Source organism: Streptomyces sp. NPDC004752 (assembly GCF_053601275.1).
Genome location: NZ_JBSGBN010000001.1, coordinates 23,259 through 49,680 on the forward strand (window position 1 = coordinate 23,259; position 26,422 = coordinate 49,680).

The 26,422-nt window shown below is 68.9% G+C and carries 20 protein-coding genes and 3 pseudogenes; 11 read left to right on the plus strand and 12 right to left on the minus strand.

The window, feature by feature from the left end:
* Positions 1-3 precede the first annotated feature (3 nt).
* Positions 4-777, minus strand: coding sequence for a cyclase family protein (locus ACWEKM_RS00120; protein ID WP_451618848.1), 774 nt, complete (start codon positions 775-777; stop codon positions 4-6).
* 1,216 nt (positions 778-1,993) lie between these two features.
* Here ACWEKM_RS00120 and ACWEKM_RS00125 point away from each other — a divergent pair.
* Positions 1,994-3,373, plus strand: a complete 1,380-nt coding sequence (locus tag ACWEKM_RS00125) for an MFS transporter (protein WP_451618849.1) — start codon at positions 1,994-1,996, stop codon at positions 3,371-3,373.
* A gap of 453 nt (positions 3,374-3,826) precedes the next feature.
* Here the strand turns inward: ACWEKM_RS00125 and ACWEKM_RS00130 are convergent.
* A pseudogene (locus ACWEKM_RS00130) lies at positions 3,827-4,393 on the minus strand (aminoglycoside phosphotransferase family protein); the annotation flags it as partial.
* 320 nt (positions 4,394-4,713) lie between these two features.
* Between ACWEKM_RS00130 and ACWEKM_RS00135 the strand changes: the two are divergent.
* Positions 4,714-5,613: a hypothetical protein gene (locus tag ACWEKM_RS00135; protein ID WP_451618850.1), complete on the plus strand. Its 900-nt coding sequence runs from the start codon at positions 4,714-4,716 to the stop codon at positions 5,611-5,613.
* Positions 5,614-5,667: 54 nt separating this feature from the next.
* Here the strand turns inward: ACWEKM_RS00135 and ACWEKM_RS00140 are convergent, their stop codons facing one another.
* From ACWEKM_RS00140 to ACWEKM_RS00150, 3 genes are all read right to left on the minus strand, one after another.
* Complete coding sequence (locus tag ACWEKM_RS00140) at positions 5,668-8,934, minus strand: SGNH/GDSL hydrolase family protein (RefSeq protein ID WP_451618851.1); 3,267 nt, start codon at positions 8,932-8,934, stop codon at positions 5,668-5,670.
* A 63-nt stretch (positions 8,935-8,997) separates the two neighbouring features.
* A complete protein-coding gene (locus tag ACWEKM_RS00145; protein WP_451618852.1) occupies positions 8,998-9,399 on the minus strand; it encodes a hypothetical protein in 402 nt (133 codons plus the stop codon).
* Between the two features lie 106 nt (positions 9,400-9,505).
* Positions 9,506-10,624 (minus strand): FAD-dependent oxidoreductase, encoded by a 1,119-nt coding sequence (locus ACWEKM_RS00150; protein ID WP_451618853.1) that lies wholly within the window; start codon positions 10,622-10,624, stop codon positions 9,506-9,508.
* A gap of 53 nt (positions 10,625-10,677) precedes the next feature.
* Here ACWEKM_RS00150 and ACWEKM_RS00155 point away from each other — a divergent pair, with 53 nt between their 5' ends.
* Positions 10,678-11,370, plus strand: coding sequence for a TetR/AcrR family transcriptional regulator (locus ACWEKM_RS00155; protein WP_451618854.1), 693 nt, complete (start codon positions 10,678-10,680; stop codon positions 11,368-11,370).
* A 445-nt stretch (positions 11,371-11,815) separates the two neighbouring features.
* On the opposite strand, the gene ACWEKM_RS00160 is transcribed toward ACWEKM_RS00155, so the two are convergent.
* Positions 11,816-12,220: a DUF3291 domain-containing protein gene (locus ACWEKM_RS00160; RefSeq protein WP_451618855.1), complete on the minus strand. Its 405-nt coding sequence runs from the start codon at positions 12,218-12,220 to the stop codon at positions 11,816-11,818.
* A gap of 139 nt (positions 12,221-12,359) precedes the next feature.
* On the opposite strand from ACWEKM_RS00160, the gene ACWEKM_RS00165 reads away from it, so the two are divergent.
* From ACWEKM_RS00165 to ACWEKM_RS00180, 4 genes and pseudogenes are all read left to right on the plus strand, one after another.
* Positions 12,360-12,998, plus strand: coding sequence for a MerR family transcriptional regulator (locus ACWEKM_RS00165; RefSeq protein ID WP_451618856.1), 639 nt, complete (start codon positions 12,360-12,362; stop codon positions 12,996-12,998).
* A 264-nt stretch (positions 12,999-13,262) separates the two neighbouring features.
* Positions 13,263-13,827 (plus strand): annotated as a pseudogene (locus ACWEKM_RS00170) (IS110 family transposase); the annotation flags it as partial.
* Positions 13,828-14,146: 319 nt separating this feature from the next.
* Positions 14,147-15,004: a calcium-binding protein gene (locus tag ACWEKM_RS00175; protein ID WP_451618857.1), complete on the plus strand. Its 858-nt coding sequence runs from the start codon at positions 14,147-14,149 to the stop codon at positions 15,002-15,004.
* 222 nt (positions 15,005-15,226) lie between these two features.
* A pseudogene (locus tag ACWEKM_RS00180) lies at positions 15,227-15,400 on the plus strand (IS110 family transposase); the annotation flags it as partial.
* A 206-nt stretch (positions 15,401-15,606) separates the two neighbouring features.
* On the opposite strand, the gene ACWEKM_RS00185 reads toward ACWEKM_RS00180, so the two are convergent.
* The gene (locus ACWEKM_RS00185) at positions 15,607-16,053 is read right to left on the minus strand and encodes an anthrone oxygenase family protein (protein WP_451618858.1); all 447 of its coding nucleotides are present in this window, start codon (positions 16,051-16,053) and stop codon (positions 15,607-15,609) included.
* A 91-nt stretch (positions 16,054-16,144) separates the two neighbouring features.
* Between ACWEKM_RS00185 and ACWEKM_RS00190 the strand changes: the two genes are divergently transcribed.
* From ACWEKM_RS00190 to ACWEKM_RS00200, 3 genes are all read left to right on the plus strand, one after another.
* The gene (locus ACWEKM_RS00190) at positions 16,145-16,723 is read left to right on the plus strand and encodes a TetR/AcrR family transcriptional regulator (protein WP_451618859.1); all 579 of its coding nucleotides are present in this window, start codon (positions 16,145-16,147) and stop codon (positions 16,721-16,723) included.
* 155 nt (positions 16,724-16,878) lie between these two features.
* On the plus strand, positions 16,879-17,283 hold the full coding sequence (locus ACWEKM_RS00195) for a hypothetical protein (protein ID WP_451618860.1): 405 nt from the start codon (positions 16,879-16,881) through the stop codon (positions 17,281-17,283).
* A gap of 39 nt (positions 17,284-17,322) precedes the next feature.
* Positions 17,323-17,679 carry a hypothetical protein gene (locus ACWEKM_RS00200; protein ID WP_451618861.1) on the plus strand — a complete coding sequence of 119 codons (357 nt, stop codon included), beginning with the start codon at positions 17,323-17,325 and terminating at the stop codon, positions 17,677-17,679.
* Positions 17,680-17,794: 115 nt separating this feature from the next.
* Here the strand turns inward: ACWEKM_RS00200 and ACWEKM_RS00205 are convergent, their stop codons facing one another.
* Positions 17,795-18,145: a cupin domain-containing protein gene (locus tag ACWEKM_RS00205; RefSeq protein ID WP_451618862.1), complete on the minus strand. Its 351-nt coding sequence runs from the start codon at positions 18,143-18,145 to the stop codon at positions 17,795-17,797.
* 23 nt (positions 18,146-18,168) lie between these two features.
* Positions 18,169-19,527 (minus strand): NAD(P)/FAD-dependent oxidoreductase, encoded by a 1,359-nt coding sequence (locus ACWEKM_RS00210; protein WP_451618863.1) that lies wholly within the window; start codon positions 19,525-19,527, stop codon positions 18,169-18,171.
* A 153-nt stretch (positions 19,528-19,680) separates the two neighbouring features.
* Here ACWEKM_RS00210 and ACWEKM_RS00215 point away from each other — a divergent pair, with 153 nt between their 5' ends.
* The gene (locus ACWEKM_RS00215) at positions 19,681-21,108 is read left to right on the plus strand and encodes a PucR family transcriptional regulator (RefSeq protein WP_451618864.1); all 1,428 of its coding nucleotides are present in this window, start codon (positions 19,681-19,683) and stop codon (positions 21,106-21,108) included.
* A 56-nt stretch (positions 21,109-21,164) separates the two neighbouring features.
* On the opposite strand, the gene ACWEKM_RS00220 is transcribed toward ACWEKM_RS00215, so the two are convergent.
* The 3 genes from ACWEKM_RS00220 to ACWEKM_RS00230 form a co-directional block, all read right to left on the minus strand.
* Positions 21,165-22,667: a peptide MFS transporter gene (locus tag ACWEKM_RS00220; RefSeq protein WP_451618865.1), complete on the minus strand. Its 1,503-nt coding sequence runs from the start codon at positions 22,665-22,667 to the stop codon at positions 21,165-21,167.
* Positions 22,668-22,765: 98 nt separating this feature from the next.
* On the minus strand, positions 22,766-23,998 hold the full coding sequence (locus ACWEKM_RS00225) for a flavin monoamine oxidase family protein (RefSeq protein ID WP_451618866.1): 1,233 nt from the start codon (positions 23,996-23,998) through the stop codon (positions 22,766-22,768).
* A gap of 748 nt (positions 23,999-24,746) precedes the next feature.
* On the minus strand, positions 24,747-26,276 hold the full coding sequence (locus tag ACWEKM_RS00230; protein WP_451619011.1) for a carotenoid oxygenase family protein: 1,530 nt from the start codon (positions 26,274-26,276) through the stop codon (positions 24,747-24,749).
* Positions 26,277-26,422 lie beyond the last annotated feature (146 nt).

The window sequence follows — 26,422 nt, forward strand, 5'->3', positions numbered from 1 at the left end:
CGGCTAGCGGGCGACGAGCGCCAGGACGCGGCACGGGCTTCCCGAGCCGTTCACGATCGGCAACGGCGCGGCGATGAGGAGGGCGCCGGTCCGGGGCAGTCTGTCCACATTGCGCAGTTGTGTGAGTCCGTACTTGTTGGCGCCGAGAACCATGGTGTGGCAGGGGAACGGCGGCTCCAGACCGAACGCGGCGCCCGCGTCGGTGCCGACCGTCTCGACCCCGAGGCCGAGGATGTTCGTGCTCTCGGCCAGGTACCTGGCCGCCGCGGGGGTCAGACCCGGGGTGTGCGGACCGCCCTCGTCCGCGTTCGCGAACGCGACCGGATCATCCCCCCTGCTGGACCAGCCCGTCCGGTAGACGAGCCACCCTCCGTCCTGGAGGGCGCCGTTCTCCCGCTCCCACTGCAGAATGTCCTCGACGTCGAGGAGGTAGTCCGGGTTCTTGTCCGCCTCCGCGGTCCTGTCGATCACCATGGCCGGCCCGATCAGGTTGCGCACCGGAACCCGGGAGACGTCATCGAGGTCCCGGCCGGTGATCCAGTGCACGGGGGCGTCGAAGTGGGTGCCGGTGTGTTCGCCGGTCCGGATGTTGTTCCAGTACCACGCGGGCCCGCGATCGTCGTACTTGCTGATCTCCTCCAGCTCGAAGTGCCACGTCTGACCGAACTCGGGCGGGAGCTCAAGGATCGGAGTACTGGATTCGAGTGGCGAGGTCAGGTCGATGACCTCCACCGCGCCGCATGCGAGGTCAGCCGCCAGTGCGTTCAGATCCGCCATGTCCGTATCCCCTTCTGTCGGTGGTGCTGCGATGTAGGACGGTCGCACTGCCGGAGCAGGCGGGACCTACGACTGCGGGCGGCACGGTCCGCCGGGCCAGGGGATGCCTCGGCGGTGGGCACCGCCGCATCCGACCGGCCGCCCGAACCCGGCGAGGGCACGCATCCTTGATGTTTTGCATCCCTATCGATCGTCACATTCGCGCAATATTCACCGGTGCGCAAGGGGCTTGCCGAAGAAGGCCACCGGCAAAGTGTCGGACCCCTGGGGCAGCACCGGACGAGGTCCCGTCGGGGCTCGGCCCGAGACGGCCGGCCCGAGCCCGCCGCCGCGTCCGGACGGCGGCCGGTGCTCGAAACCGGCGCCGCGGTCTCGCGAGCCGACGGCATCCGCGGCGGGCGCGCGCACCCGATGCCGGTCACGTCGGCCACATCGGTCACGCCGGCGCCTGGGCCGGTTGCCGTCGCCCATCACGTATGGCCTGCCCGTTCCGGCCCCGGGCTGTCGGATCAACGGCACCGGGCACCGCGGACACCTCCCCCGGGCGCAGAAGGGCCGGATGGGCGCGCGGGCGCCCAACTCCCGCCAGCCAAGCGGTTCATGACACTCCCACTCCCGTTCCCTGCGCTCCGGCGGCCTTCGCTCCGCCACCCGCGGGGCCGTACGGGGGCGAGGAGCCGACGTCCGCAACGGGAGGGATCCGGTGACACCTCGCACCGCGCCCGCCCCGAACACACGGCCCGCCGCCGGGCCCTTCGCACTCCATCTATTACGAACCTCTTGACTGTCGTCACGAAGGGAGAATACTTGGCTGATATTCGGTGTCCGGATGACTCCGGACGCAGAGCGCCACACGTACGGCCAAACACCATCCGCCCGCGTGGACTTCGCGCCGCGATGACAACGCGCCACTCGCACCAGTCCCCCGGCCCTCGGACAACCGCATCCGGAACCGCCGGACACCCCTGAGACCCACCCTGCTCCCCGTGCCCCCGGAGCACCGACACCACCGCCCCGGGGGCACCTTCCGGCCCCAGCGGCCGTCGCCGACGCCGTCGCCGACGCCGTCGCCGACGCCGAGCCCGCCAGGTCGAGCGCCTACGAGACGGCGCCCTCGGCCGGGGGCGGCGAGCCGCAACGTCCCGTGCTTCCGCCGTCCGGCCTCTGCCTCAGCCCGAAGAGACACCCCTTCCCGCACGCCCCCGAGGAGCGGTTCATGGATGAAACTCCCGGCACATCAGCGCCACAGACGACGACTCCTGTGCCCGCGGGCCCGCCCGCGCGGATCCGCTCCCGCGGCTGGGTGATCGCCTGCTGTTGGTTCGCCATCATCGTCGACGGTTACGACCTGATCGTGTACGGCACCACGGTGCCGGCGCTGCTCAGCGGCTCGTGGGCCCTGACCACGGGCCAGGCCGGACAGATCGGGTCGGCGGCACTGGTCGGCATGATGATCGGCGCCCTGCTCGCCGGGGTGTTCACCGAGCGGGTCGGCCGACGCCGTCTGATGCTCGGGTGCATCGCGTGGTTCTCCGTGGCGACCGCGCTGTCCGCGCTGGCACCGTCGGTGGAACTCTTCGCCCTCACACGGTTGGTCGCCGGGGTCGGCCTCGGCGGCGTCATGCCCACCGCGATCGCGCTGACACTTGAGTACGCCCGGCCCGAACGGCGCAGCACGGCCAACGCGGTGATGTTCTCCGGCTACTCCATCGGCGGGGTCCTGGCGTCGCTGAACGCGATCTGGTTCCTGCAGACGGCCGGATGGCGGGTCATGTTCTGGATCGGTGCCTTGCTCGGCGCGGTCCTGCTGGTCGTCGTCTGGGCCGCACTGCCGGAGTCGGTCACCTTCCTCCTGGGGCGGGGACGCCGCGCCGAGGCCGAGGCGCTGGCCGCCCGGTACGGGATGCCGCTGCCGGAGCCGGTCCAGGACGAGCGGGAGCGTGCAGGCGTACGGGCCCTGTTCGAGCGCGGCTACGCGATGAGCACGGTCCTGTTCTGGTTGGTCACCGCCCTCGGGCTGCTGCTGGTCTACGGGTTGAACACCTGGCTCGCCCAGATCATGCGCGAGGCGGGCTACCCGCTGGGGTCCTCACTTGCCTTCCTCCTCGCGCTCAACGCGGGTCCGATCCTCTGCACCCCCCTGCTCGGCGTGCTCGCCGACCGCATCGGCTCCCGCACTGTCATCACCGGCATGTTCACCACGGCCGCCGCCGCGATCGCGCTCCTGATGATCCGCCTTCCCACCCCCGCACTCCTCGGCCTGGTCACGATCGCGGGAGCATGCACCATCGGCACCCAGACCTTGCTCACGGCTTATATCGGCAGTTTCTACCCGAAACAGCTGTCCGCGACCGGCCTCGGCTGGGCCCTGGGCATCGGCCGGGTCGGCGGAATCGTCGGACCCGTCTACGGTGGCGCGATCCTGACCACCGGCTGGGGACTCCACGCCGACTTCCTCTCCTTCGCGCTGCCCGCGCTCCTCGCAGCCGTCCTGATCACCCTGGTGCGCAGGCAGGGCCTCGCCGCGGGCCGCGCCGAGGACGGACAAGCACGCCCGCACGGTCGCTATGCGGCGCCGACAACGGGCGGGCACTAGGTGTTCTGTCCAGGGAGGTTGTGGACGGTGACGCGCGCCACGCAGCGGGCGGCGATCTGGCGGCCTCTCACCCCGCTCAACAAGCCCTCCCGTTCGACGTTGATGCCCGCATGGACGAACGTGGCGGGGATGTGCTCGGTGGAAGTTCAGGTGGTCGGACATGTCCTTGCCGGTGGACGTTGCCATGTTGATGTCGTGGATTTCGTCGGCCTTACCAACCGCAGGAGCTCGTTCACCGGCTCTGAACTGCGGCAATTCCCCGACTGCAGGTCCGTGACGGCGAGTTGGGGTCGTGCTGTGGCACGTCCGGGCGGTCACGATCCACGGCCCGTCCACCGGGGCGGTGGACGGACCGTGGAGCGGTCAGAGAGAAAGGGGGGGCATCAACGGTTCAGCAGCGACTTCGCAGTGGCGATGGAGGACGGAGCGAGCGTGGTCTCGCCGTCGTCGATCCAGCTCCGTCACCGCCGACGCCCAGCCGCGCAGGAGTTGCTGGTCGGCCGGGTCGGCCAGAGCCGTGACCGCCGGCGGAACCTGCTCCAGCATCTCGGTGGCGATGTCACCGAGGCTGCGCAGTTCCGGCGGCGCGGGAACCGAGACCAACCGGGCCTGAAGCTCGGCGAGGATGCCCATCGCGACGTCATCGTCCTCGATTGAGGTCAGCGTCCGGGAACCGTCCAGCCGCTCCAGGAGCATGGCGCTGCTCTCGGAATCGTGGTCGAGCAGCCGCACCATCCCCTCGCCGTTCCACGTGCGCAACCCGATGAGTGCGGCGGTTGTTTCCTCCCTGGGCATCTGGAACTTGAGGGCGGCGCGCGTGCCGTCCTTGTGCAGCACCGGCAGCACAAGCGAGGCTTCCCCCGCTCCGGGCTCGCCGTCCCGCTTCAGCTCCCAGTGGTCCAGTATGTCCGCAGCCAGCGCGGGCAGCGCGGCGATCCAGGCCCTGCCTTCCTCGCCGAAGGTCCTGGCATATGACGCCGCCAGGGATTCTGGGACCTCGACCGCTTTCGGCGTGCTCATCTCGGGTTCCTTCAACGGAAGTCGAATTTCCCCCTGCAACGTACCGGAAGACAGTGGACGGCGGTGCCGGCTGTGCCGGCGGGGCCGCCCGCCCTTCGAGGCGGAACGGGTCGGACCGGGTCGCGGAGTATGACACGGTCCGAACGCAGGCGCCCGGCCAGGTCCGACGCTACCGCGTCGGCTCCATCCAGCCCCGGTCAACGAGTGTGGAAGCAACATGTCCGTCTTTGCGGCGGACTTCGACATCGGCGCCGGGGAGTGCCGAACGCGGCTGATAGCTTGCGTCGATCCACGCGACACGACATCAAGGAGCGCTCATCGTGACGTCCAAGACGGCCCCGGCGACTGACCCCGGCGGGTGGGATGCCGCGCTGACCCGTGCCTTCGAGATACTGCTCGGCGGACAGCCGGCCCTCGACCCCGCTGTCCGATACGGGGTGTACTACGCCTCGGACTCTTTCGACGAGTTCCTGTTCCCGAATCCCTGGGCCACCCCTGACGCACTGACGGCTCGCGAGCCGAGGCAGCTGCCAGATCCGGACGGGGAGTACCCCTTCTCCCCTTGGGCATGGCGGTTCGACCTGAGCGAGTCGCTGTTCCGCTTCGACGCCGACCTCCTGGCCGGAACGGGACCGTGGGGCGACGGCGGGCACAAAGGCCCCCGGCCGTTCGACGACACCTTCGCCGCCGACCTGCGGACCGTCTCCTCGGTCGATGAGGCCGGTGAAGTGCTGGTGCACGGTGTGGAGTTGGGACCGCTCCTGGGCCGCCATGGGGTCGACCTGACCAACAAGGAGTCCAAGAAACTGAACAGCTGGCTGACCGTGCTGCTGCGCGTCGCCACCGATGGCACTCTCACCAATGCGATGCAGGCCGCCACGTTCACCGAGCGCGGCCCCGAACACCTGGTGTCGATTCACGACATCAGGTACGCCTGCTTTGCCGCCGAGCCCTGGGAAGAAAGGCTGAGCGCGGTCACACACCCCGCGCTCCGCGACCATCTCCGCATGCTCTGCCTCACGGAGGCCGCCGCGCGCAGCGAGGGCGGCTGCTACTGCGGCACCGGCCGCTGGCCGTGGCCGACCGATGTCCTGGAAGCGGCCGACTGCTCACTTGTTGCGGGCTGGGCGTTCGGCGAGTCACAGGCCGGTACCGCCGTCGTGCGATTGCCGGACAAGCGGCCCGGGGCGATGGGTGTCGCCCCGGACCGTTCCCTGTGATCGACCGCTGTAGTTCCCGGCGGTTGGTGTCGGCCGGGCCGTCGCGCCCGCGGTTCAGTGGTCGATGCGGTTGACCCAGAGCCGCATCTGACCGTTTGTCGGCTCGAGGGTCACGTAGTCGTCGTCACCGTCCTTGTCGGCGTCCATGAACCGGACCTTGTTGCCGTCGCCCGTGCCGGCCGCGACGAGGCCCAGGCTCTTCCACCCGTTACCGCCGTTGGTGTCGCCGCCGTCGTTGCGCCAGGCCAGCATCGCTCCCTGGGTACCGAGAATGATGTAGTCGTCGTCCCCGTCCCCGTCGATGTCCATGAACCGGACCTGGGAACCGTCGCCGGCGCCGGCCGCGACCCGTCCGAGACCCTTCCAGCCGTTCCCACCGGAGATGTCGCCGCCGTCGTTGAGCCAGACGTCCAGCTCGCCGGCCGGGCCGAGGACCCCGTAGTCGTCCTTTCCGTCCTTGTCGAAGTCCAGGAAGGTGACCTTGGAACCGTCACCCGTGCCGGCCGCGACCCTGCCGAGCGCGGTCCAGGTGGTATCGCGGTTGTTGAGCCAGACGTCCATCTGGCCGGCGGAGCCGAGGACGATGTAGTCGTCGTCACCGTCCCCGTCGAAGTCCATGAACCGGACCTTGGAACCGTCACCGGTGCCGGGCGCGACCCGTCCGAGGCTCTTCCAGCCGTTGCCTCCGTTGCTGTCTCCGCCATCGTTGCGCCAGATGTCCAGCTGGCCGGCGGACCCGAGGATCGCATAGTCCTCGGCGCCGTCACCGTCGTAGTCCATCAGCCGGACCGACGCGGCGGACGCCGCACCCTGAGCGTGGACGCCGGTGCCGAACCATCGGCATATGTCGTTCAACGTGTACTGGCTCGTGTCGATGAGCGCCAGCCCGGTGCCGCCCAGTCCTTGGTTCTGACCCGTTCCTCCGCTCTCCACCCCGGGCCCGCTGTCGATGACGCGGTTGGCCCACAGCCGCATCTGACCGTCCGCATCGAGGGTCACGTAGTCGTCGTCACCGTCAAGGTCGGCGTCCATGAACTGGACCTGGGAACCGTCGCCCGTCCCGGCAGCGATGAGGCCGAGGCTCGCCCAGCCACCGCCCCCGGCACGGTCGCCGCCGTTGTTGCGCCATGCGAGCAGAGCGCCCTGGGTCCCGAGGACGATGTAGTCGTCGTCACCGTCGCCGTCGAGATCCATGAACCTGATGGCCCCCCGAGGGCCGGCACCCTTCGCGTCACGGCCCATGTCTCTCCACCCGTTCCCGCCGTCGACGTCGCCGCCGTCGTTGCGCCACAGGTCCATCTCTCCGTTCGGGCCGAGGATGACGTAGTCGTCGTCGCCATCGCCGTCAGCGTCCATGAACCGAATGTTGTCGCGTGTGGAGAGGCCGCCCTTTGCGACCTTGCCAAGGTTGGTCCACCCGTGCCCGCCGGCGACGTCGCCGCCGTCGTTGCGCCAGACGTTCAACTCACCGGCGGGGCCGAGGATCCCGTAGTCGTCATCGCCGTCCCCGTCGAAGTCAAGGAAGCGGACGTTCGCCGGATCCGTGAGGTTGCCCAGCGCGACCTTGCCCAGGTTGACCCAGCCCTTCCCTCCGTTGGTGTCGCCACCGTCGTTGCGCCACACGTTCAACTCACCGGCGGGGCCGAGGATCCCGTAGTCGTCATCGCCGTCCCCGTCGAAGTCCATCAGCCGAATGTTCGCCGCCGGGGCGAGGCCGCCCAGCGCGTGGACCCCCGTGCCGAGCCACCTGGCGACATCGTTGAGCGTGTAGTCCGCCGTGTTGATCGTGGCGAGCCCGCCCGAGACCGTGCCTGCGGTACCGCCCGAGCCCGGCGAGACCGTGTTTCCGGTCTCCTCGGCGCTGCCGGTCACCGTGACGCCGGGCAGCAGCCCTCGCTTGATGCCGTCCGCGACGCCGTTGGAGAAGACCGCTGCCATCTGCTGATACGCCGCATCGTTGGGGTGCACGAAGTCCGGCCACCCCTGCGTCGACACCCCGGACATCTCCACCAGAACGATGCGGTCGCCGCGTGCCACCCGCGCTCCGACTTGCTCCCGGACCTGTGCGTTGTAGGAGTCCATACGAGCCTGAACCGCCGCATCGGTGCACGGGGTCAGCGTCGCGACGACCACGAACCCGTCCGGGTTCGCCGCCAGCACGCCATCGATCAAGCGCTGCAGCCGGTTGATCGCGTTGCCCGGGTCGACGTTGTGGATCATGTCGTTGGTGCCCGCCATGAGCGTGACCACGTCCGGACGCATCGCCGGAACGTCTCTGCCCGCAGGTCCGGCGATCTCGTCGATGGTCCATCCCGGGTAGCCGTTGTTCTCCCGGTCGGCCATGGTGCCGCTTGTCTGCGAGCCGACGAAGTCCACAGTGACCGAGCGCCGGTTGAGTGAGGTGGCCAGGTGGTCGCGATAGCCGTTCCCGTCCGGATCACCTATGCCGTAGGTGATCGAGTCCCCGAGGGGCATCAGCCGCACCGGGGTACGCAGCCCACCCCAGTCCCTCATCGCTTCGTTGAGAAGGTTCTCCAGTTCCTCAAGCTCTTGGCCGAGATGATCCGCTCCGTCGGCGGCCGCCCTTCCGAGCCAGGAGTCGACCCAGGGCACCTTGGACCTGATCCAGGTACCGACGTCCTTGAAGGCCCTGGCGATATGGGTCTTCGCCCACGGGGAGAAATACTTCTCCCACAGGGCGCCGATGGACATTCCGATCAGCCCACCGATGATGATGTCCCTGATCGACTCGGGGGAGCCCAGGTCTCCGGCGAACCCGTGGTTCACGATCGCCGTCACGATGCCGGTAACGGCGCCTTGGAGAGGGGTGCAGACCAGCGGAATGGTGGCGGCGCCCACCCCGGTGGCCGTCAAGCCCGCGATGCAGAGCACCCTGAGCCCGTACCCCGCGGCGTAGCCGATCAGCGAGGCGGCGACCCCCGTCCAGAAGCCGGCGGTGGTGATCTCCCCCGTCGGGATGGTGATGGCCAGGCCGGCACCGTCGGAGGTCACGTCCACCGTGCCCTGGAAGTTCGGCCACTCCGAGGTATTGACGGTGGTGTTCACATGGCTGTCCGCGAGCGCCTGCTTGAGCGCGTTGCCCAGCCCGCGGTGCTCACTGATATCTGCCTGCATCTCGGGAACGATGTCCCGCAGGTCGGCAGGCTCCACACCGAGGTCCGAGGCGTTGAGCGTGAGGACCAAGTCCTCGCTGAGCCCTCGGTCGTCTGCCGCTGCCGCCGGGGATATCAGGCCGACGAACACAGCCACCACGAGGGACAGGACCAAGGCCACACGGCCGGTCGATCTTCGCGTGTTCACGCGCACCTCCGAATCGGGGAGGTGATCCTCTCCAGCCCGGCCGAGTACAGCGTGAACGTTTCATTAACCCTGGATATTCAGCAGAGTTGGGTGATCTGACGCCCCGACAGCACCTCTGTCTTCCAGCAAGAGGCCGACGGGTTCGGAGACGACGAAGGAGCGCTTCCCGATCACATCGACCAAGGCACGGTCGCTCAACATCCCGCCTGGTCCCAGCAGTTGCCAGGACCAGCGCAGGACCGCCTCGGAGGAGGATGTGCCGAAGCCGACGTCCACGCTCACTCCGATGCCCACGTCCGTTGCGACGCGGGCAAGTTCAGGTCCGTGGACGAGCGCCCGTCCAGCGATCTCGTCGGTGGTGAGCATCACCAGGCGCAGGGTCAGCAGTTGGTCGTCGCTGCTGAAGTACTGGACGGCGGCGTCGAAGTGCTCGCGGATACGGGAGCAGTGGGAGAAGTCGGGCATGGTGCGCTCCATGAATTCCCGGGCACCCCGGACAAGCTCCGCCCCGACTCCGGCATCAAGCGCTGCCTCACCGTACTGTTGGTGCTGGTGTTCTCGCGCTCGGCGGTCAGGATGGCTGGACCTGGTCGAAGACAGCGAGGGCTTCGGCGGGGTCCGGGCTCACAAGGCGTTCCAGACCGGCCGTCGTGATCTTCGCCCACCTGTCGGCCCGTACCCACATCTGTTCCTCGAAGGCGCGGACGGCCTCGTCCAGATCTCCCAGGCCGGTGGCGATGGACTCGGCGAGTTCGGCGCCTTCCAGCATCGCGAGGTTCGCGCCCGCCCCCAAGGGGGGCATCAGATGGGCGGCGTCGCCCAGTAGCGTCACCCCGAAGACGTGGGTCCAGGTGTGGGACACGGGCAGGACGTAGAGGGGGCGGTGGGCGAAAGCGGTGCCCTCGCGGAGGAGGTCGAGGATGGGAGCGGCCCAGCCGTCGAACAGAGCCAGCAGACTCGACCGCACGGTCTCGACGTCGGCCAGGTCCAGGTCCGTGTGCCAGTCCAGCGGCGCGCGAAACTGGGCATACACCTTGACGTGGCCGCCACTGTTGCGCTGGGCGACGAGAGCTCGGTTCACGCCGTACACAGCGACGGAACCGTCGCCGATCAACCGGGCGAGGTCAGGATGGCGGGTGTCGACGTCGTCCAGGGAGGTCTCGACCATGGTGACGCCGGTGTAGTGCGGCGTCACCGACGAGACTGCCGGACGGGTCCGGGACCAGGCGCCGTCCGCGCCGACTACGAGGTCGAACGTTTCCTGTCGCCCGTCCGCGAAATGGACCAGTACACCATCCCGCGTCCCCGGCACCACCTGCGTCACGCTCCGCCCCCACCGGACGTCGAGAGGGCCGAGCAGCAGGTCACGGAGTTGCCCGCGGTCGATCTCGGGATTGGCTCGGTCATCCGGGCGGGGTCGCCAGTCACGCAGGACGGTCCCGGCCGTGTCCAGGATGCGCATGGCCTGCGCCTCGGGACGGGACAGCGCCTGGAACTCCGCCAGCAGCCCCGCCTTGTCGAGCGCGAGCTGGCCCAGCCCTTCATGCAGGTCCAGCGTGCCGCCCGGGGGGCGGGCGTCGGGGGCGGGATCGCGTTCGAGGACGGCGACGGGGTAGCCGTGGCGGTGCAGGACGCGGGCGAAGGTGAGGCCGGCAGGGCCGCTCCCGACCACGGCGATACGGTGTCTCATGTCGATACACTGTATTTCCCCATGACGATGTATCGCAACAGAACGGTGTGACCATGACTGTGTGGGACCGGCCGGAGCCGCCGACTCGCCCCGTGCCGCTCGACCGGGAGCGGATCGTCGCCGCCGCCATCGCGCTGGCCGACGAGGGCGGGCTGGAGGCGGTGTCGTTGCGCAAGGTCGCCGGTCGGCTGGACGTCGGCCCGATGCGGCTGTACGGATACATCTCCACCAAGGAGGAGCTGTTCGACCTCATCGTGGACGAGGTCCATGCAGAGATTCTCCCCGAGGAGCAGCCCGGTGACTGGCGGGAGGTGCTGCGCATCCTCGCCCACCGCACCAGGCAGGCCGCTCTCCGTCACGAATGGCTGGCCGACCTTCTCGGCGGCCGCCCGACCCTGGGCCCGAACGGCCTCGCCGTGACCGAGGCCACGCTGGCCGCCCTCGACGGCCTCGCCGACCTCGACACCGTCATGCGCGCCGTGGAGACCGTCAGCGCCTACTTCACCGGCGCGATCAGGCGCGAGATCGCGAACCTGCGGGCCGAGCGCGCCACGGGCCTGTCCAAGCTCGACTGGCAGCGCGCCTCCGGCCCGCATGTGATGAGAATGTTGGCCACGGGCCGCTTCCCGGCGCTGGCCAAGGCCGTGTACGACGGCACGGACGTGGACGCCGAGACATCCTTCGCGACCGGCCTGGACTGGGTCCTCGACGCCGTGGCCGCCAAACTCACCCAGCCGCCGGCGTGACGCTCAGCTCCTGCCGAATGTGAACGAGGTCGCGGCCGGTGTCCACGGGCCGTACGTGCTTGCGCCGCCGCATTTTGCAGTGCTCGGGCTATTCGGTGGCCTCGCAAGCGGCGGGGTAGTCGGCCCAGCTGTGCCCGCGGCGGCCAACTGGTCTGCTGCATCGACAGCGACTGCGGTGTGCGCGGACCCGTGGGGATCGATCCCGATGATGATCAGGCGCATCCTTACGCGGCGGCTGATGGGCAGAAATGTGCGGGTGGGAACCGGACGGCGCGACCCGGCCGGTGGTGGCCACCACCGGCCGGGAACCCGGACACCCTGCCGCAGAAGCCCACCCGGTATCCGGCCACCCCGCCCCGGCCCACCACGCGAGGCCAAGCCCTCATCGACACGGTCCTCAGAGGCCGGCCACTCAACCCCTGCTCCCTGGTTCAACAAACCACCGCTAGGCGTGGGTGTCCTGCGCGGCCTCGGCCAGCCGGCGCTTCGCGTCCGTCCAGTCGAGGGTGAGCCCGGCCGCCGGGGTCTGCCAGAAGGTGAAGACCGAGTGCTTCATCAAGGGGCGCAGCCCTGTCATCACCGACTTGTGCGGCTCCGTGCGGGCGTACTTGTACAGCGCGTCCTCGTCCCGCCAGGCCGAGAAGGTCCAGAAGACTCCCTTGAACGGCTCGGCGATCAGCGAGGCGGAGTACGCGCCCGGCGCGCACTTGACCTGTTTCCACGCCGCGAGCGACTTGGCGAGGAACCGGGGCACGTCGGAGAGGCTGCGCGCCTCAAGACGGGACGCCATGACGAAGGCTTCGGCGTCTGGGGCGGGCGGGTTGACGGAGGTCCAGCGCAGGGTGGGCATGGCGGGGCGGCTTTCTTCGAGTGGGCGGGAGCGGATGGCACAGGGCGGCCCGATCAGGCGGGCATTATTGGATACCTCTACTATCCATATTGGATAGTAGAGGTATCCAATCGTTGGAAGCAAGAGCGGGGCCGAATTGATGCGCATGTCCGAGTTGAGCCGCCGCAGCGGCGTCTCCGTCACAACGATCAAGTACTACCTCCGCGAGGGCCTGCTCCCGCCGGGCCGCCAGACCTCCGCGACCCAGGCCGAGTACGACGAACAGCACTTGAGCAGGCTGCGGCTGATCAGGGCGCTCATCGGCGTACGGGGCTTGTCGGTCAGCACCACGCGGGAACTGCTCGACGTCCTCACCGACCGCACGGACGACCTGCACGTCCTGCTCGGCCTCACTCTGGGCGCCATCCGCGTCTCGGGGGAGCCCGCCGCCGAGGAGCCCGAGGCCGCCGAGGTCGACGCGCTGGTCGGGAAGCTCGGCTGGCAGGTCCACGAGGCGGCGCCCGCCCGCACCGCCCTCGCCGAGACCCTTGCCTCGCTGCGCACCCTCGGTGCCCCCGTCGACTGGCAGCGCCTCCTGCCCTACGCCCGCCTCGCCGAACAGACGGCGGCGCTCGATCTCGACCAACTGGAGGACATCGAGGACCCGTTGGAGCAGGCGGAACGGGCGCTCCTGCTCACCGTTCTCCTGGAACCGGCGCTGCTCGCGCTGCGCCGGATGGCCCAGGAGAACGAGTCGGCCCACCGCCACAGAGGCCCGTCCGACCAGCTGGACGAGTAAGTCCCATGTGATCAGTGGTCCTTGCCTTGGTCATCGGTTTGGTCCAGCCATTCGCAGGGTTGGGGCATCCGAGGGGTGCGAGGTGTGGCTTTCGGTGGTCTGCCCGACCGTGGCTTCGTATGACTGGCCGCCTCGCGCGCTGCGACGACTCGGCCGCTGATCGGGATTTGCGAACAGATCGCTGTGAAAGGACCTGCCGACGAGGTCGTCTGCGGACATGACGAGTACGAGCGCCGGAGGAGCAATGGGCCGTATAGGGGCCGTATATGGGCCGGGGTCGACATCGGCAAGACCCGCCACCGCTGCGTGGTGGTCGACGCGGAGGGCAGGCATCTGCCGTCCCACCGGGTGGCCAACGACGAGTCGGAGCTGCTTGCCCTGACAGCGGCCGTCCTGGGCCTCGGCCATGAGGCGACCTGGGCCTTGGACATCACACATGGTGGTGCCGACTTGCTGTTGGGGCTCTTGGCCGACCATGACCGGCCCGTCTCCTATCTGCCCGGACCGGCGGTCAACCGGGCAACAGTCGGCTACCGCGGCCAGGGAAAGACCGATGCCCGCGGCGCGGTGATCATCGCCGACCAGGCCCATGTTGCGTCGCGGCCTGGAGCCGGTGCGGCCCGATGCGGAAGCTGTCGCAGGGCTGAAGATCCTCACCGCCCGCCGGGCCGATCCGGTCGCTGACCGGACCCGCACGGTCAACCGGTTGCGTGACCGACTCCTCGGCATCTTCCCGACTTTGGAGCGTGCGCTCGACATGGGCAACCGCGAGCCGCTGGTGTTGCTGACCGGCTGCCGGACCCCGGCCGCTCTGCGCCGCATCGGCGTCAAACACTCACAGGCCACCGCCACCCTCGTCCACCAGTGGGGCGGGGCGGCTGGGGCGGGCGCAGCTTGCTGCTTTCGGCGAGGTCTGTGAGGGAACGACGGCGGGCACTGGAGGCAGTCAGCGAGGCCGACGACCTATGCGCCGCACGAACAGGGGAACTGCCCACCGGCGACGTCATCCTCCGCACCCCCCGGGGACAACCATCGGGCCGGTTGGGCAGTCGTAGGGGGATGACACACATCCGTCTGCCGCAATCGCCGTCAACTGCCCTCACCCGTGGGCTGGTTGACGGAAAGGTATGCCATCCCTGGGAGGATTCATGAGCCGCTTCACCGCACCACCTGGCGTCAGACAAGGCGGCGGGCGCGACATCGCCCCGCGCATCGCCACCGCACGTGCCCTACGGCGCAAGCCCGTCGGGCGTGCGACATCCCGCAGTGTCGTGGTGGGGGCCGTCGCCGTGCTACTGGCGGGGGTCGGCACCTCGGCCGGTGCCGCGCCCAGCAACCCGGTGGTCAGCGGTGCCACCGTCAACTCCGGACATGACGTCATCGTGGGTATCACGCACAACGTGGTGTTCCCGGTCACGGTCACCGGATCGGACGACTCCGGCCTGTCTTTCGCCGATGTGGATCTGAAGGGGCCGCACGGCGGTTTCTACACCACCGACGCGTTCTGCGAGACCGCGACGGCATGCACGACGGTGTTCACCGCCAACGCCCGCCCGGCACCGGGCAGCGACGATCCGGTGGACCTGGCCAACGCCAACGCGGGGACATGGTCGGTCGACGCCTTGGTCGACGCCAACGACGGCAATTCGGTCTTTGCCCCCGGCGTGGGGTCATTCGGCCTCAAGCGTGCCGCGCGGCTCACGGTCAACGCCTCGCCGGAACCGGTGGCCAAGGGCTCTCGTATCACCGTCACCGGCAAGCTCGTGCGGGCCAACTGGGACACCTACCGGTATGCGGGATACGCGGGCCAAGCCGTCAAACTGCAGTTCCGTCCAAAGGGCAGCAACACCTACACCACGGTGGCCACGGTGAAGACCCGCAACACCGGCACCGTACGCACCACGGTCAAGGCCGTCAGGGACGGCTACTGGCGTTGGAACTTCACCGGCACCACCACCACCGGCCCGGCCAAGGCCGCCGGCGACTACGTCGATGTACGCCCCTGATCCGACAAGCACCACCCTGGGAGGGCGTTCAGACATGGATTGCGATGGTGAATCGCTCCTGTGGTTCACCATCGTCGGGCTGTCCGCCATCGTCGGGCCGATTCGCGCCTTGTGCACGCCGTCACGGCCTTCCGGGTGTCGACCTGTGCGCCCGTTCGCTCCGCTTCTCGGCAACAGCTTCCGTCTGCGGCGAGAGGGGACAGTCACGCGGCGCCGGACGCGCTCGCCCTGGGCGAGGTGACAGCGTGGGGCATCGATCTGGCCGACGGTGGCGCCGCCCTGGTCATCGCGGTGCTGGTCGACCACGGGCAGCACCTGCTCTACATCCCCGGCAGAGCCGTCGACCGGGCGTCCGAAGGCTACCGGGGCGACGGCAAGACCGACGCCAAGGACGCTCCTTCGCGGCCGCCGGCGACAGCCGGACCGCGTACGGGCGCGACAGCCGGACCGCGTATGGCTGACCGGTCACCGGCGCCGGCTCCGGATCTCCTCCAGCTTCGGAGAGTAGTGCTGCCGACTCCAAGTAGGGCGCTTCCCTGGATCGGTGGGTGTCGAGCAGCGACCGCACGACGGCGCCGCCTGCGCGGTCTCGGTCCGCGGGCTCAGGCGAGGGCGACGACCATCAGGGCGAAGGCGGCGATGATGACGGCGACGCGGACGTAGTGGAAGCGGTCCCAGCGGTTCATCTGCTGCTTCCAGTCGGCGGGCAGGCCGTCGGCGGTCCATGTCTTGACCCGGTTGTTGATCGGGACGAGGAGCAGGACCGACATGACCACGCTGAGGATCAGCAGCGCGGCGGCGATAACGACGAGGCCGGCGCCGTGCTGGTGCCACCCGGCGATGGCCCAGACCGCGGTCAGGGCGAGCGAGCCGATGTACCAGAACGGCATCACAGCGCCGAGCAGCCGGGCCCCGTGGGTGCGGCCGCGCAGGCCGTTGTCGCCGGGGAGGCCGTTGAGAATCGGGTTGACGAAGAAGGCGACGGAGAACTCCACCCCCACCATCACGCCGACGGCCACGGTGGTGAAGACCTCGAGTGCGTTGAGCATGATGACCCCTCCTGGGATCTAGCGCCGCTAGGTTATGAGGCAACGCTAGCTCTGCTGCCGCTCGATTGTCTAGCGGTGCTAGGATCGGCTCATGTCGGTACAGGAACGCAAGGAGCGCGAACGGGCGGGCCGCGAGCGCCTCATCGTGGCGACGGCCCGCGAACTCGCCGAGCAGGAGGGCTGGGACGCGGTCACCACCCGTCGGCTCGCCGAGCGCATCGAGTACAGCCAGCCCGTCCTCTACAGCCATTTCCGCGGCAAGCGCGAGATCATCGGCGCCGTCGCCCTCGATGGTGCCGCCGAGATGGCCGCGGCACTGCGGACCGCGGCCTCCGCCGCGGACGGCCCGCGCGCCCGGGTCACCGCCCTCGCCCGCACCTACCTCGACTTCGCCGAGCGCAACCCGGCGGTCTACGACGCCGTGTTCCAGCTCGACGGCGGCCTGGCGTTCGCGAACGAGGACACCCCTGAGCCGCTGAAGGACGCCTTCGTCGCCCTGCTGGAGAACCTCGGCGAGGCCGCCGGGGACGGCGTCCACCCCGGGCTGTTCACCGAGGTGTTCTGGGCGGCCCTGCACGGGCTGGCGACCCTGACCCGGGCGGGACGGCTGCCGCCGGGGGACGCCGAGCGGAGGGTGGAGCTGCTGGTGGACCGGCTCGCCATGGCCTGACATACCGTCCGGGCGGGCAGGCAGGCAGGCAGGCAGCCGGGGTCTTCCCGCCCGGCTGCCGTCCCATGGCATCGCTTCCGGTCTCTCGCACCCACCCGGCCGAGCCGCGGATCGCCGAAGCCCCGCGCCACCCTTCTCCACCCGTACACCTGCCCATGTCCACCGACGACGCGTACACCGGCGATCCAGACACCCCGAGAGTCGGTGAAGCCGACTGCGACCACATGGTGCGGCTCGGCTGGGTCCGCTCCCCGCAGTCGATCGAGGTCCGCTTCGACACGAGCCGGGTCGGGGTCGTCGACGTCGCGCTCCGCACCACGGCGTCCGTCGACGCGGTCATCCCCGCCCACCCGGAGGTCGACTGGGAGCAGCTGCGCACGATGAAGAAGGGCCGGCGCTCTCCGCTCACCGCGCTCCTGCCCGCCCCGGCTGACCGGCGTGTCAACGAGGACGCTCCCCCACGGCTGTTGTATGAGGGAGCGTCGTCGTCTTTGGACAGGGGCGTAACCGCTATTCCGCCAATCGAGTCGTGCCGTTGGAGAGCTTGGGAAAGTCACTGATATACCAGAGCGCCGGACCATCGACGAAAGGTGTTCAACATGCGCAAAGCAATCGCTTTGGGAGCTGCGTCACTTGGCCTCCTCGGTGCCCTCTCCATCGCTCCCGCCTCGTCCGCCGCACCCCAACTGCCCAGTAGCTGCACCGAAAACTGGTCCCGATCGTCAGGGGAGGGCGTGGCCAGCGGCAAATGGTGTGACAACTACACACGCGTGACGGGAACGGTCAAGGACACCAAGGCTGACGGCAGGTGTCCGTTCGTCCGCGGGCACCTCAGCAACGGAAGGCATGTGGACAGCGAATGGGCAGGGCCGAAGGGTGACACCTCGCCCGTCAACCTCTCGGCACCCGCAGGAACGTACATTTCGGACCTGTCGATGAAGTACATCAACTGCTGACGACAGGCTTCCGGCAGTAGTGGGGGGAGGTACGGATGCCGTTGAAGCGGCCGTACCGGGCGCCCTGCTCGGTACGGCCCGACGCCTCTGGATTCCACAAACAGATTCACAGGCACTAGAAGACTACGTAGACCTTACGGAGGGTTTCGGTGACGTCCCACCGTCCGGACCAGCCAGGGGGAAGCACAAGGAGGTCGCCGGCAGAGAGAGTCACCTTCGTTCCGGTCTCGTCGTCGGTGAGGGTCGCCACCCCTGACAGGACGTAGCAGACCTCGGTGTCGGGCCGGTTCCGCACCGGCCAGCCGCCGGGACGGCATTCCCAGACACCGATGTTCCCATTGTTGAGATCGGCCGCGGCCCGCAGCACACTCAGCTCCGGGGTACCGCGGTCTGCGCCGGTGCGTATACCCGCGGCCGGTAGCGGGCCCGCGACCTGTGCCGCCGGTGTGTGGATCAGTGATGACATGCCGAGACTCCAGTCATGGATGGTTAGTGGGCGCCGGTCAGGCGCTCGAGAATCTGGGAGATACGGGAGGGTCGGCGGGTCAGCCGCTCCTCGACATCAGCGAGCCCGGCGGCCAGAAGTCCCGCGTTCACACCCAGCCAGCGGAACGGCTCCACTTCCCAGCGTGGCGACATGTGATCGACGATGGGCAGCTCGTTGATCGGCTCGTCCCGTCGCAGGATGAGGTTGCGCAGGATCCGGCTTGCCAAGTTGCTGGTTGTGACACCGTCGCCGACGTAGGAACCTGTCCAGGCCACGCCGCTGCGCCGGTCGAGGCCGACCGACGGATGCCAGTCCCGGGCGACCCCGAGCGGTCCACCCCACGTATGTGTCACCGGGACATCCGACAGGTCGGGGAAGAACCCGAGCAGCGTGTCGCGGATGCGCTGGTGGATGCGTTCGTCCTGGTCGAAGCTGGCGGACACCGTCGAGCCGAAGTGATACGGCGCGCCACGCCCGCCGAAGACCAGGCGCCCGTCGGCCGTGACCTGCGCGTAGATGCGGAGATTGCGCATGTCGTTGAACGCGATCCGGTGTTCGAGCCCCAGGTCGACAAGGCGTTCGCGGGGCAATGGCTCGGTCGCCAGCACGAGCGAGTACAGCGGCACCAGAGTGCGCCGGTGACCGCGCAGCGTCGGCGTGTATCCCTCTGTCGCCCGGACAGTGACGCCTGCGCGCACCCGCCCGTGCGGCGTGTCCACAAAGCCGCGGCCGATGTACTCGACCGGCGAGCCCTCATGAATGGTCCCGCCCAGTCGCTCCACGACCTCAGCGAGCCCGCGGACCAGCTTTCCGGGATGCACGACGGCGCAGTGCTCGGTGAAGGTCCCGCCGAGTACGCACTGTGCTCCGACGAGTTTGGCCGTCTCGTCGGCGCCGACGACATGCCACTGGTCGGGCAGCCCGAACCGGGCGGCCGCCTTCTGCTGCGCCCCGACCCTGGCGAGTTGGGCCTGGCTGCGAGCGAGCGAGAGGAAACCTTCGTGGGCGAAGTCGCAATCCAGCCCCTCGGCGCGCACGACCCGCCCGATCTCACGCACGGTCGCGTTCATCTCGCGCTGCAGGCGTACCGCGTCGGCGTGTGACGACGTCTGCGCGATGCGGTCCAGCGAAACCGGGAATATCGCCGAGGCCCAGCCGCCGTTGCGCCCGGAAGCCCCGAAACCGACGAACTCCTTCTCGAGCACGACGACTCGCAGCGACGGATCCGCTGTGAGCAGGTAGTAGGCCGTCCACAGTCCGGAGTAACCGGCTCCGATGATCACCACGTCCGCGTCACGGTCACCCGGCAGAGCGGGGCGGCGGCTCGGCAGCCCGCTGTCCCAGACGGGTGTCGGTTTCACATGCCCGTGTGTGCGCCTGCCCATTCCCTGCATCACGCCCCTCCAGCTCAGCCGTTGCCGTGACTCAGTGTGGATTGCGCGAGGTCGGCCAGCGAGTGAGCCAATGTATGACGCGAGCCGTTGTTGTAGTACGTTTGTCGACGTGGGAGCTTCGTGATCACAGTCAACGGCCTTCTCGAGACGAGGTCCGCCGACCTTGAGCTGGTAGCCGGACAGCGCGGCAGCGATCGGCTGGTGACATGGGCGCATGTCTGCGATCTGCCCGACCCGTGGACCTGGGTCCGCCCCGGCGATCTCGTGCTGACCACCGGTGACGGCCTCCCGGACACCGCCGATCAACAGCGCGAGTGGTTCTGCAAGTTGATCGATGTCGGCATCAGCGCGCTCGTCGTCGCCCTGCGGCCCGGGGCGCCGAGGCTGACCAAGTCCCTGATCGAGGCCGCCGACGAGCGGAGCGTCCCGCTCATCGTGGCCGACTTCCAGATCCAGTTCGGGGACCTGTCGCGCATCGTCATCGAGAGCACCGTCCAGTCCGAGAAGCAGCACATCAATACGGCCCGCAGACTGTTCGACGTCTACAGCGAAGCGCTGCGGACGCGCACCGGGCTGGCACGGAGGCTGGACGTGGTCTGCCAGTCACTGGGGTGGTCGGTCGAGGTCCGCGACAGCGTCACCGGACAGACCATCGCCCAGGCCGGCTCACCCGACGTCGACCGGGAGCCGATCTCGGTTGCCGTGCCGGGTCGAGTCCCCGCAGAGCTGCACGTGCGCCCACGGCGCCAGCACGCTCTTGACGGATCACTCGTGCATCATCTCGCCAGTCTGGTCGGCATCGAGCTCGAGCACGAGCACCAGCGGTGGGACGAAGTCAGCCGCCGTGGTGCGGCAGTCCTGGCCGGCAGCCTCGACGGCAGCGTGTCGACCGCGCAGCTGCTGCGGGAGCTGGTGGCGCGCGGGATGGGCGGGCAGCCGCTGGCCGTGGTCGTCATCAGGTCCGATCGCCACATCGGGCAGCAGCCGCTCGTCGTCACCGATACCGGCGACGACGTGTCGCCGTTGCTCACCGAGATCGACGGCGAGCTGGTCGTTCTCGCCCCTTCGGGATGGCCGGAGATCGAGCACTACGCCCACCAACTCGCAGCGACAGCACCTCGCCTCGGCGTCAGTGCCGCGTTCCACCCGGGTGGACGTCTCGACGACGCCTACTTGCAGGCGCGCGTTGCGGTGTCGCACGCAACGGCCATGGGCGTGCCTCTGGTCCGCTACGACGACCTCACACACTCCAGCGGCGTCCTCCCCCGGTCCGTTGCCGAGATGCGTCAGCTGGTTGAACGCACCCTCGGTCCGGTCATTGCCCACGATGACGCCCACGGATCCGAGCTGCAGACCACCTTGGAGACGTTCCTCGACAACGACCGGTCGTGGAAGCGCACGGCCACGGAGCTCGGGGTGCACCGGCAGACGCTGGTGTACCGGCTGACCCGGATCGAACGGCTGACCGGGCTCAAAGCCACCTCGTCGGCGGGGGTCGCCGCCCTGTGGTCCGCCGTCGAGTCCTCGCGCACGCTGTCAGGCTTCTAGACCAGCACGCAGCGGGGCCGATGCGGTGTGCGTCGGCCCCGCCGGGGTAGGTGTCGTCAATCCCGGGTCTCGACCAGCGGCTCGACGCGGCGGGCGAGCAGCCAGGTGACCAGGCCGAGAAGCAGGGCCGCGGCGCTCACCGAGGAGAAGTACACGGTCTCCGGCACGTCGACGAAGTACGTGCCCAGCAGACCACCGAGCGCCGAACCCGACGCGAGGGTGAGGAAGTTCAGCGCGACAAACTGCGTGGGGAATCGGCTCGGTGCGGCCCTGGTCACCAAGGCAAGACCGATCGGACCGACCAGCATCTCCGAGGATCCGGCGATCACCATCACGACCACCATGAACACCGGCGATACGGTCTTGCCTGTCGTGCTCGTGATCACGAGCAGCAGGCTGTAGGCGACCCCGACCTGAGCGAGACCCAGCGCGACCTTCCTCGCCGGTCCGGGCTGGCGGTCACCGAGCCGCAACCACAGACGCGCCAGGACGGGGGTGACGAGTACGGCCGCCAGCGGACTGGCCGTCGTGATCCACGTGGGCGGAACCGACCAGCCCAGCACGTTCAGATCGACCCGTTCCGTGATCACAATGGGAATCGTCGAAAACTTCTGGAACAGGAACCCGAAGTAGAGCGCACTGGCGACGAAGATCGGCAGGTAGCCCCGGACCCGCACCCGCTCGGCCGGCGTGACCTTCGCCGACGTCAGGAAGACCACAAAGTAGACGACCGCGACGGCGACCACGACGATCGTCGTAGCGAGAGAAAGATCGTCGGCCTCCACCAGACCGGTCCCTATCGTCACCACGAGCAGCGTGATCACGCCGGCGACGAGCAGCAACGGCACTCCGAGGGCAGCGCGATTGATCGGGTTGCGCACGAGGGCGGCTTCCGCGGGCAGTTTGCGCATCGCCGCCACGTACTGCGCCAGGGCCAGGACCATGCCGATCGCTGCGAGGCCGAAGGCCAGATGGAAGCCGGCGATGGTCTGTGTAAACCCGGTCAGCAGGGGACCGAGGACAGCTCCGATGCAGATCGCCATGTAGAAGTAGGAGAAGCCCACGTCGCGTCGAGTCGTGTCCGTGCTCGCCAGCATTCCGACGATCGTCGTGATGTTGGTCTTGAGCGCGCCGGTGCCCAGCACGATCAGGCTCAGTCCGGCCACCAGGCCGAACGCCCCTTGCAGGACCGCCAACACCACATGCCCGGCCGTGATGACGACGGCCCCGCAGAGCACCATGTTGCGGGGACTCAGGACCCGGTCACCGAGCCAGGCCCCCAGGATCTGCGCCAGGTAGACCGATCCGCCGTAGACCCCCACGACGCTCGCCGCCACCCCCGGGGAGAAACCCAGACCACCATCGACCACGGAGTAGAGCAGGTAGAACGTCAAGATGCCCTGGAGGCCGTAGAAGCTGAACCGCTCCCACAGCTCGGTGGCGGCCAGACTCCACAGCCCGGGAGACTGTGTCCTGACCAACGGGCGCTTGCCACCAACCACCTCGGCATCCCGCGCCTCGACGTCCCGCGACTCGGCGGCAGTTCGCGATGAATTCATCGTCCAGCCCTACCTTTCTTCCTGCTCGAGGACAGCGCGCCCCGAGTGCACGACGATCTGGTTCGAAACGGAGATTCTGGTTCGAAACGGAGATTCGGTCAGGAGAGTTCTCGGGTCAGTAGCGACGCCGCCCGTCGTCCGGAACGCAGCGCGGCGTTCATGCTCGCTCCGACCTGCTCGGTGTGCTCCCCGGCCAGGACGACGCCGTCGTAGCCGTCCTGAATGACATCGAGGTCCGCCGCCGCCCAGCCGACGAGGCGCGCCGAGTACGCGCCACGCGTCGACGACGCCGCGCCCCACTGTGTGCAGATCGCGCCGTCGGGCAGCATCCTCTCGTCGCGCGTTGCGGAGATCGCGTCGATCCACGTCGTGGGGCCACTGCCGACATCGAGAGCCCGGAGCGCCGCGGCGCCGCCCGCGAATGCGGTCAGAGCCGGTTCGGGCGCGAGATCATCTCCCTGGCGCGTCCAGCTCCACCAGTCGCCGCTCGGCCCTTCCATCCCGGACGCCTCGCCGGGCTCTACGAGCGGCACGCTGATCTTGGCCGCCTGCCCAAAACCGATGCGGCTCAGAGGTCCCGCCAAGCGGGCAGACATCGCGGGTGGCAGGTGCAGGTCCCGGAGCGCGGGGACGGGCACCGCCAGGACGACCCCGTCGGCGTGCAGAGATGGGCGTCCGTCGCACACGACTTCCAAGCCGCCGTTCGCGGCGCGCTCGATGCCGGTTACCTTGACCTCGGTGACCACCGGCTGGTGGAGCTTTGCGGCCAGGCCGCGAGCGATACGTTCGTTTCCGCCCTGCACGCGCAGTGCGGTGCCGTAACGCTTCGCCGACCCGGCTTCGGCGTACCACCGCGCGCTGACCTGGTCGAGGGGCACTGTCGTCGACGTCGCGAGCCGCCGCCGGACGGCCAAGCTGCCGGGTGTCTCCCCTGCCTCGGCAAATGCTTCCGCAACCGAGTGGTCGGAGCCACCCATCCGCAAGCGTCGCAGGATCGAGTCACGTACGACGCCGACCGCCTGACAGAGCCGGTCGTCAGCGGGCACGTCGTGCACCGGTGACGGCCTGCGATCGAAGTCGCACCCTTGAGGCACGAGTTGGAGCCCCAGGCTCATCGCTGTCCGGGCCACGGCGTCGTGCGCCTCGGCAACGAACTCGGCTCCCCTCTCGACGACGACCCCGTTCGGCAACCGAACGGACCACACACGTCCGCCGACACGGTCCGTCGTCTCGAGAACCGTGACCCGGGTTCCGCTCGCTTCCAGCTCTGTCGCCGCCGATAGGCCGGCGAACCCGGCTCCGACCACGATGACATGACGTCCGGATGTCATTTCTCATGCCTCCAAGCGTTCGGTCGACGTGCCTGTCCCCGCGCACGGGGGCCTGTCGACGGGTGTCTTCGTGAATGCCTGCGCGCCGTGCCACCGACGCAGGGGGCCGCAGTCCGGCCGTTCGGGAACGGGATGTCGGCGTCCTTAACAGACGATTACGTTCCCCGGTGACCCACACCACGAGCAATCTGACGAACATCCAATCGTTCGCACTGCTGTCATCACTTCGTATGAGGGGACCTGGGCTGCGGACGCGGCGCCGATGAAGAACCGGCCGACGGCGGCGGTGACGCCGCCGCGGCAGCCCTGCACAGCCCGGTCGCGGCCCGCCGCACCGATCTCACGACTCGTCAGGCCACGGGCGGCGAGCTGGACGATCTGCTGCTGGGGGCTGAGTTCGGTGCAGGCACTGGGCACTACGCTGCCGTCGGCCTCGATGCCGACGGCTCGCACTTCTGGTGCCCGGACCACCGGTGCCGCCGCCCGGGCCCCCGCTCGGCGCGGCGCTGGGAGAGGGGCTGGTCGCCGCGTCGGCGGTACCCGTGCTGTCGTCGGCGAGCGCCGTCCAGGTCCCGGCGCTGCCCATCGTCACCAGGGCGCTCGCCCCGGACGCGAAGAACACCCTACGCATGAAGTTACGGCGGCTCGCCTCGGTGTGCTCCGGTCCCTGCAACGGGCCTTCACCGCCGTCGATCTCGGGCATGGGGCCCACTTCACTCGCCGAGAACGCCCCTGAACAGGGAAAGCGTCAAAGGGCTGCCGGAGTCCAAGCGTCCGCGATCCAGCTGCCGTGGAATCCCAGCGGTACGCGGCCGGGCAGGTGAATCAGGGCCAGCGGGTGGCCGCCGAAGTCCTGGGCCGAGAGGATCACCAGGTCGGTCGCGCCGCGGTCGGGGTCGTTCACGTACGACAGAACGTAACCGTCGTCCTCGTCCCGCGCCGCGCGCCGCGGGACGAACACCGGCTCGCTGGTCGCCGCGCCCTCGGGGAATCGGTGGAGCCGCCTGTTGCCTCGCAACATGTCGTGCTTCATCAGGCAGTTGGTGAACTTCTCGTCCGGCGGCACGCCGTCGACGGTCTCGTAAGCGCGCCACATCTCGGCCGCGCTCGCGGTGTAGGCATAGCGGTGCCGGCGCGAGACCAGGGATTCATTGATGCGAGGGAATTCCTGCGGACGGTCGTCGAGCCGACTGCTTCGGACCCGGCCCGCGCGCAGATCGATCGTCCAGCGGTCGAGCGTCGGAGAACCGGTCGCGGAGGGCCCGCCCATACCGCGGCCGGCGGCATAGAACGGCGCGGGGAACCCGGTGTAGTCCACCACGACCGTGTCACCCTGGTCGTAGGCGTTGAGCGTGTGCGAGTAGTACACCGGGGCGATCTCGAACCAGCGCGTGGTGCCGCCAGTGCGCGGCAACAGCCCGATGCGCATGGGATGTTCGTCGTTCCACACATACGGCACGATCGCGCCCGCCTCCGCGGCGGCACCGTCGAAGGTGATCGGCACGTCCACGATCACCACGTACTTCTCGGTGAGCGCGAAGTCGTGCATCATCGGCGCGTCCGAAACGGGAATCCGCGTGGTCCGCGCCACCCGGCCGGTCCGGTCGATCATGATGTGCCGCACATGGTTCCAGGCGGGGTAGTACGCGATCGCGTGCAGTTCGTCGGCCGCCGCGTCGTACTTGGTGTGCGCGGTGAACGCGCCCTGGAGAGTGGAGCGGAAGTCGTACGGGCGCACGGTGTTGAGCTCGCCGTCCAGCTCGTACGGCAGCGGACCGCTTTCCTGCATCGCCAGGATGCGGCCCTTGTACGGGATCACGTGCGTGTTGCACGCGAAGTCGTCCGGCGGTGCCTGGCCCGGGTAAGTCTCCCCCAGCTTCGCCGTCACCTGCGAGGACCGCACCCAGCGGTTGCGGTACCACTCCGCGCGCCCGCCGCGCAGCCGGACCCCGTGCACCATTCCGTCGCCGAGCATCCAGTGGTGGGCGCGGATGTCCTCAAGGCCCAGAGCGTTCGGGCCGTTGCGCAGGTAGCGGCCGTCCAGGTCACGCGGAATGCGGCCGGTGACCTTGAGATCAAAGGCGGTCAACTCCTCGGTGACCGGCGCGAACGCCCCGTCCAGGAACGGGGTCGCCCCGGTCACGCCGCTCTGCCCGGCCACACCACTCGCCTGCGCGCCAGCCGTGAAGAAGCCAGGCCCGAGACCGGTCCCGACCACGCTGCCCGCTGCCGTAACCGCCGCGCCCTTGAGAAGTCGCCGCCGCGTGTGACTGGCCATCATGCTTCCCCGCTCCGTGATCGACGCCGGCTCCGTCGGCCGGACCCTTGGTGACGGGAGCAACCCTCCTCCTCGGTCGCCCGTGAAGCAGTCGGCCCAGGCCCCGAATCGGGTGGTGATGCTGGCACCACCCCCGAGGCGGCACT

Coding starts and splice junctions, on each gene's coding strand:
- ACWEKM_RS00175 (WP_451618857.1), top strand. CDS start 14,147: ATGAGCCGCTTCACCGCACCACCTGGCGTCAGACAAGGCGGCGGGCGC.
- ACWEKM_RS00185 (WP_451618858.1), bottom strand. CDS start 16,053: ATGCTCAACGCACTCGAGGTCTTCACCACCGTGGCCGTCGGCGTGATG.
- ACWEKM_RS00150 (WP_451618853.1), bottom strand. CDS start 10,624: ATGAGACACCGTATCGCCGTGGTCGGGAGCGGCCCTGCCGGCCTCACC.
- ACWEKM_RS00160 (WP_451618855.1), bottom strand. CDS start 12,220: ATGCCCACCCTGCGCTGGACCTCCGTCAACCCGCCCGCCCCAGACGCC.
- ACWEKM_RS00230 (WP_451619011.1), bottom strand. CDS start 26,276: ATGGCCAGTCACACGCGGCGGCGACTTCTCAAGGGCGCGGCGGTTACG.
- ACWEKM_RS00190 (WP_451618859.1), top strand. CDS start 16,145: ATGTCGGTACAGGAACGCAAGGAGCGCGAACGGGCGGGCCGCGAGCGC.
- ACWEKM_RS00220 (WP_451618865.1), bottom strand. CDS start 22,667: ATGAATTCATCGCGAACTGCCGCCGAGTCGCGGGACGTCGAGGCGCGG.
- ACWEKM_RS00225 (WP_451618866.1), bottom strand. CDS start 23,998: ATGACATCCGGACGTCATGTCATCGTGGTCGGAGCCGGGTTCGCCGGC.
- ACWEKM_RS00200 (WP_451618861.1), top strand. CDS start 17,323: ATGCGCAAAGCAATCGCTTTGGGAGCTGCGTCACTTGGCCTCCTCGGT.
- ACWEKM_RS00125 (WP_451618849.1), top strand. CDS start 1,994: ATGGATGAAACTCCCGGCACATCAGCGCCACAGACGACGACTCCTGTG.
- ACWEKM_RS00195 (WP_451618860.1), top strand. CDS start 16,879: ATGTCCACCGACGACGCGTACACCGGCGATCCAGACACCCCGAGAGTC.
- ACWEKM_RS00205 (WP_451618862.1), bottom strand. CDS start 18,145: ATGTCATCACTGATCCACACACCGGCGGCACAGGTCGCGGGCCCGCTA.
- ACWEKM_RS00120 (WP_451618848.1), bottom strand. CDS start 777: ATGGCGGATCTGAACGCACTGGCGGCTGACCTCGCATGCGGCGCGGTG.
- ACWEKM_RS00145 (WP_451618852.1), bottom strand. CDS start 9,399: ATGCCCGACTTCTCCCACTGCTCCCGTATCCGCGAGCACTTCGACGCC.
- ACWEKM_RS00155 (WP_451618854.1), top strand. CDS start 10,678: ATGACTGTGTGGGACCGGCCGGAGCCGCCGACTCGCCCCGTGCCGCTC.
- ACWEKM_RS00165 (WP_451618856.1), top strand. CDS start 12,360: ATGCGCATGTCCGAGTTGAGCCGCCGCAGCGGCGTCTCCGTCACAACG.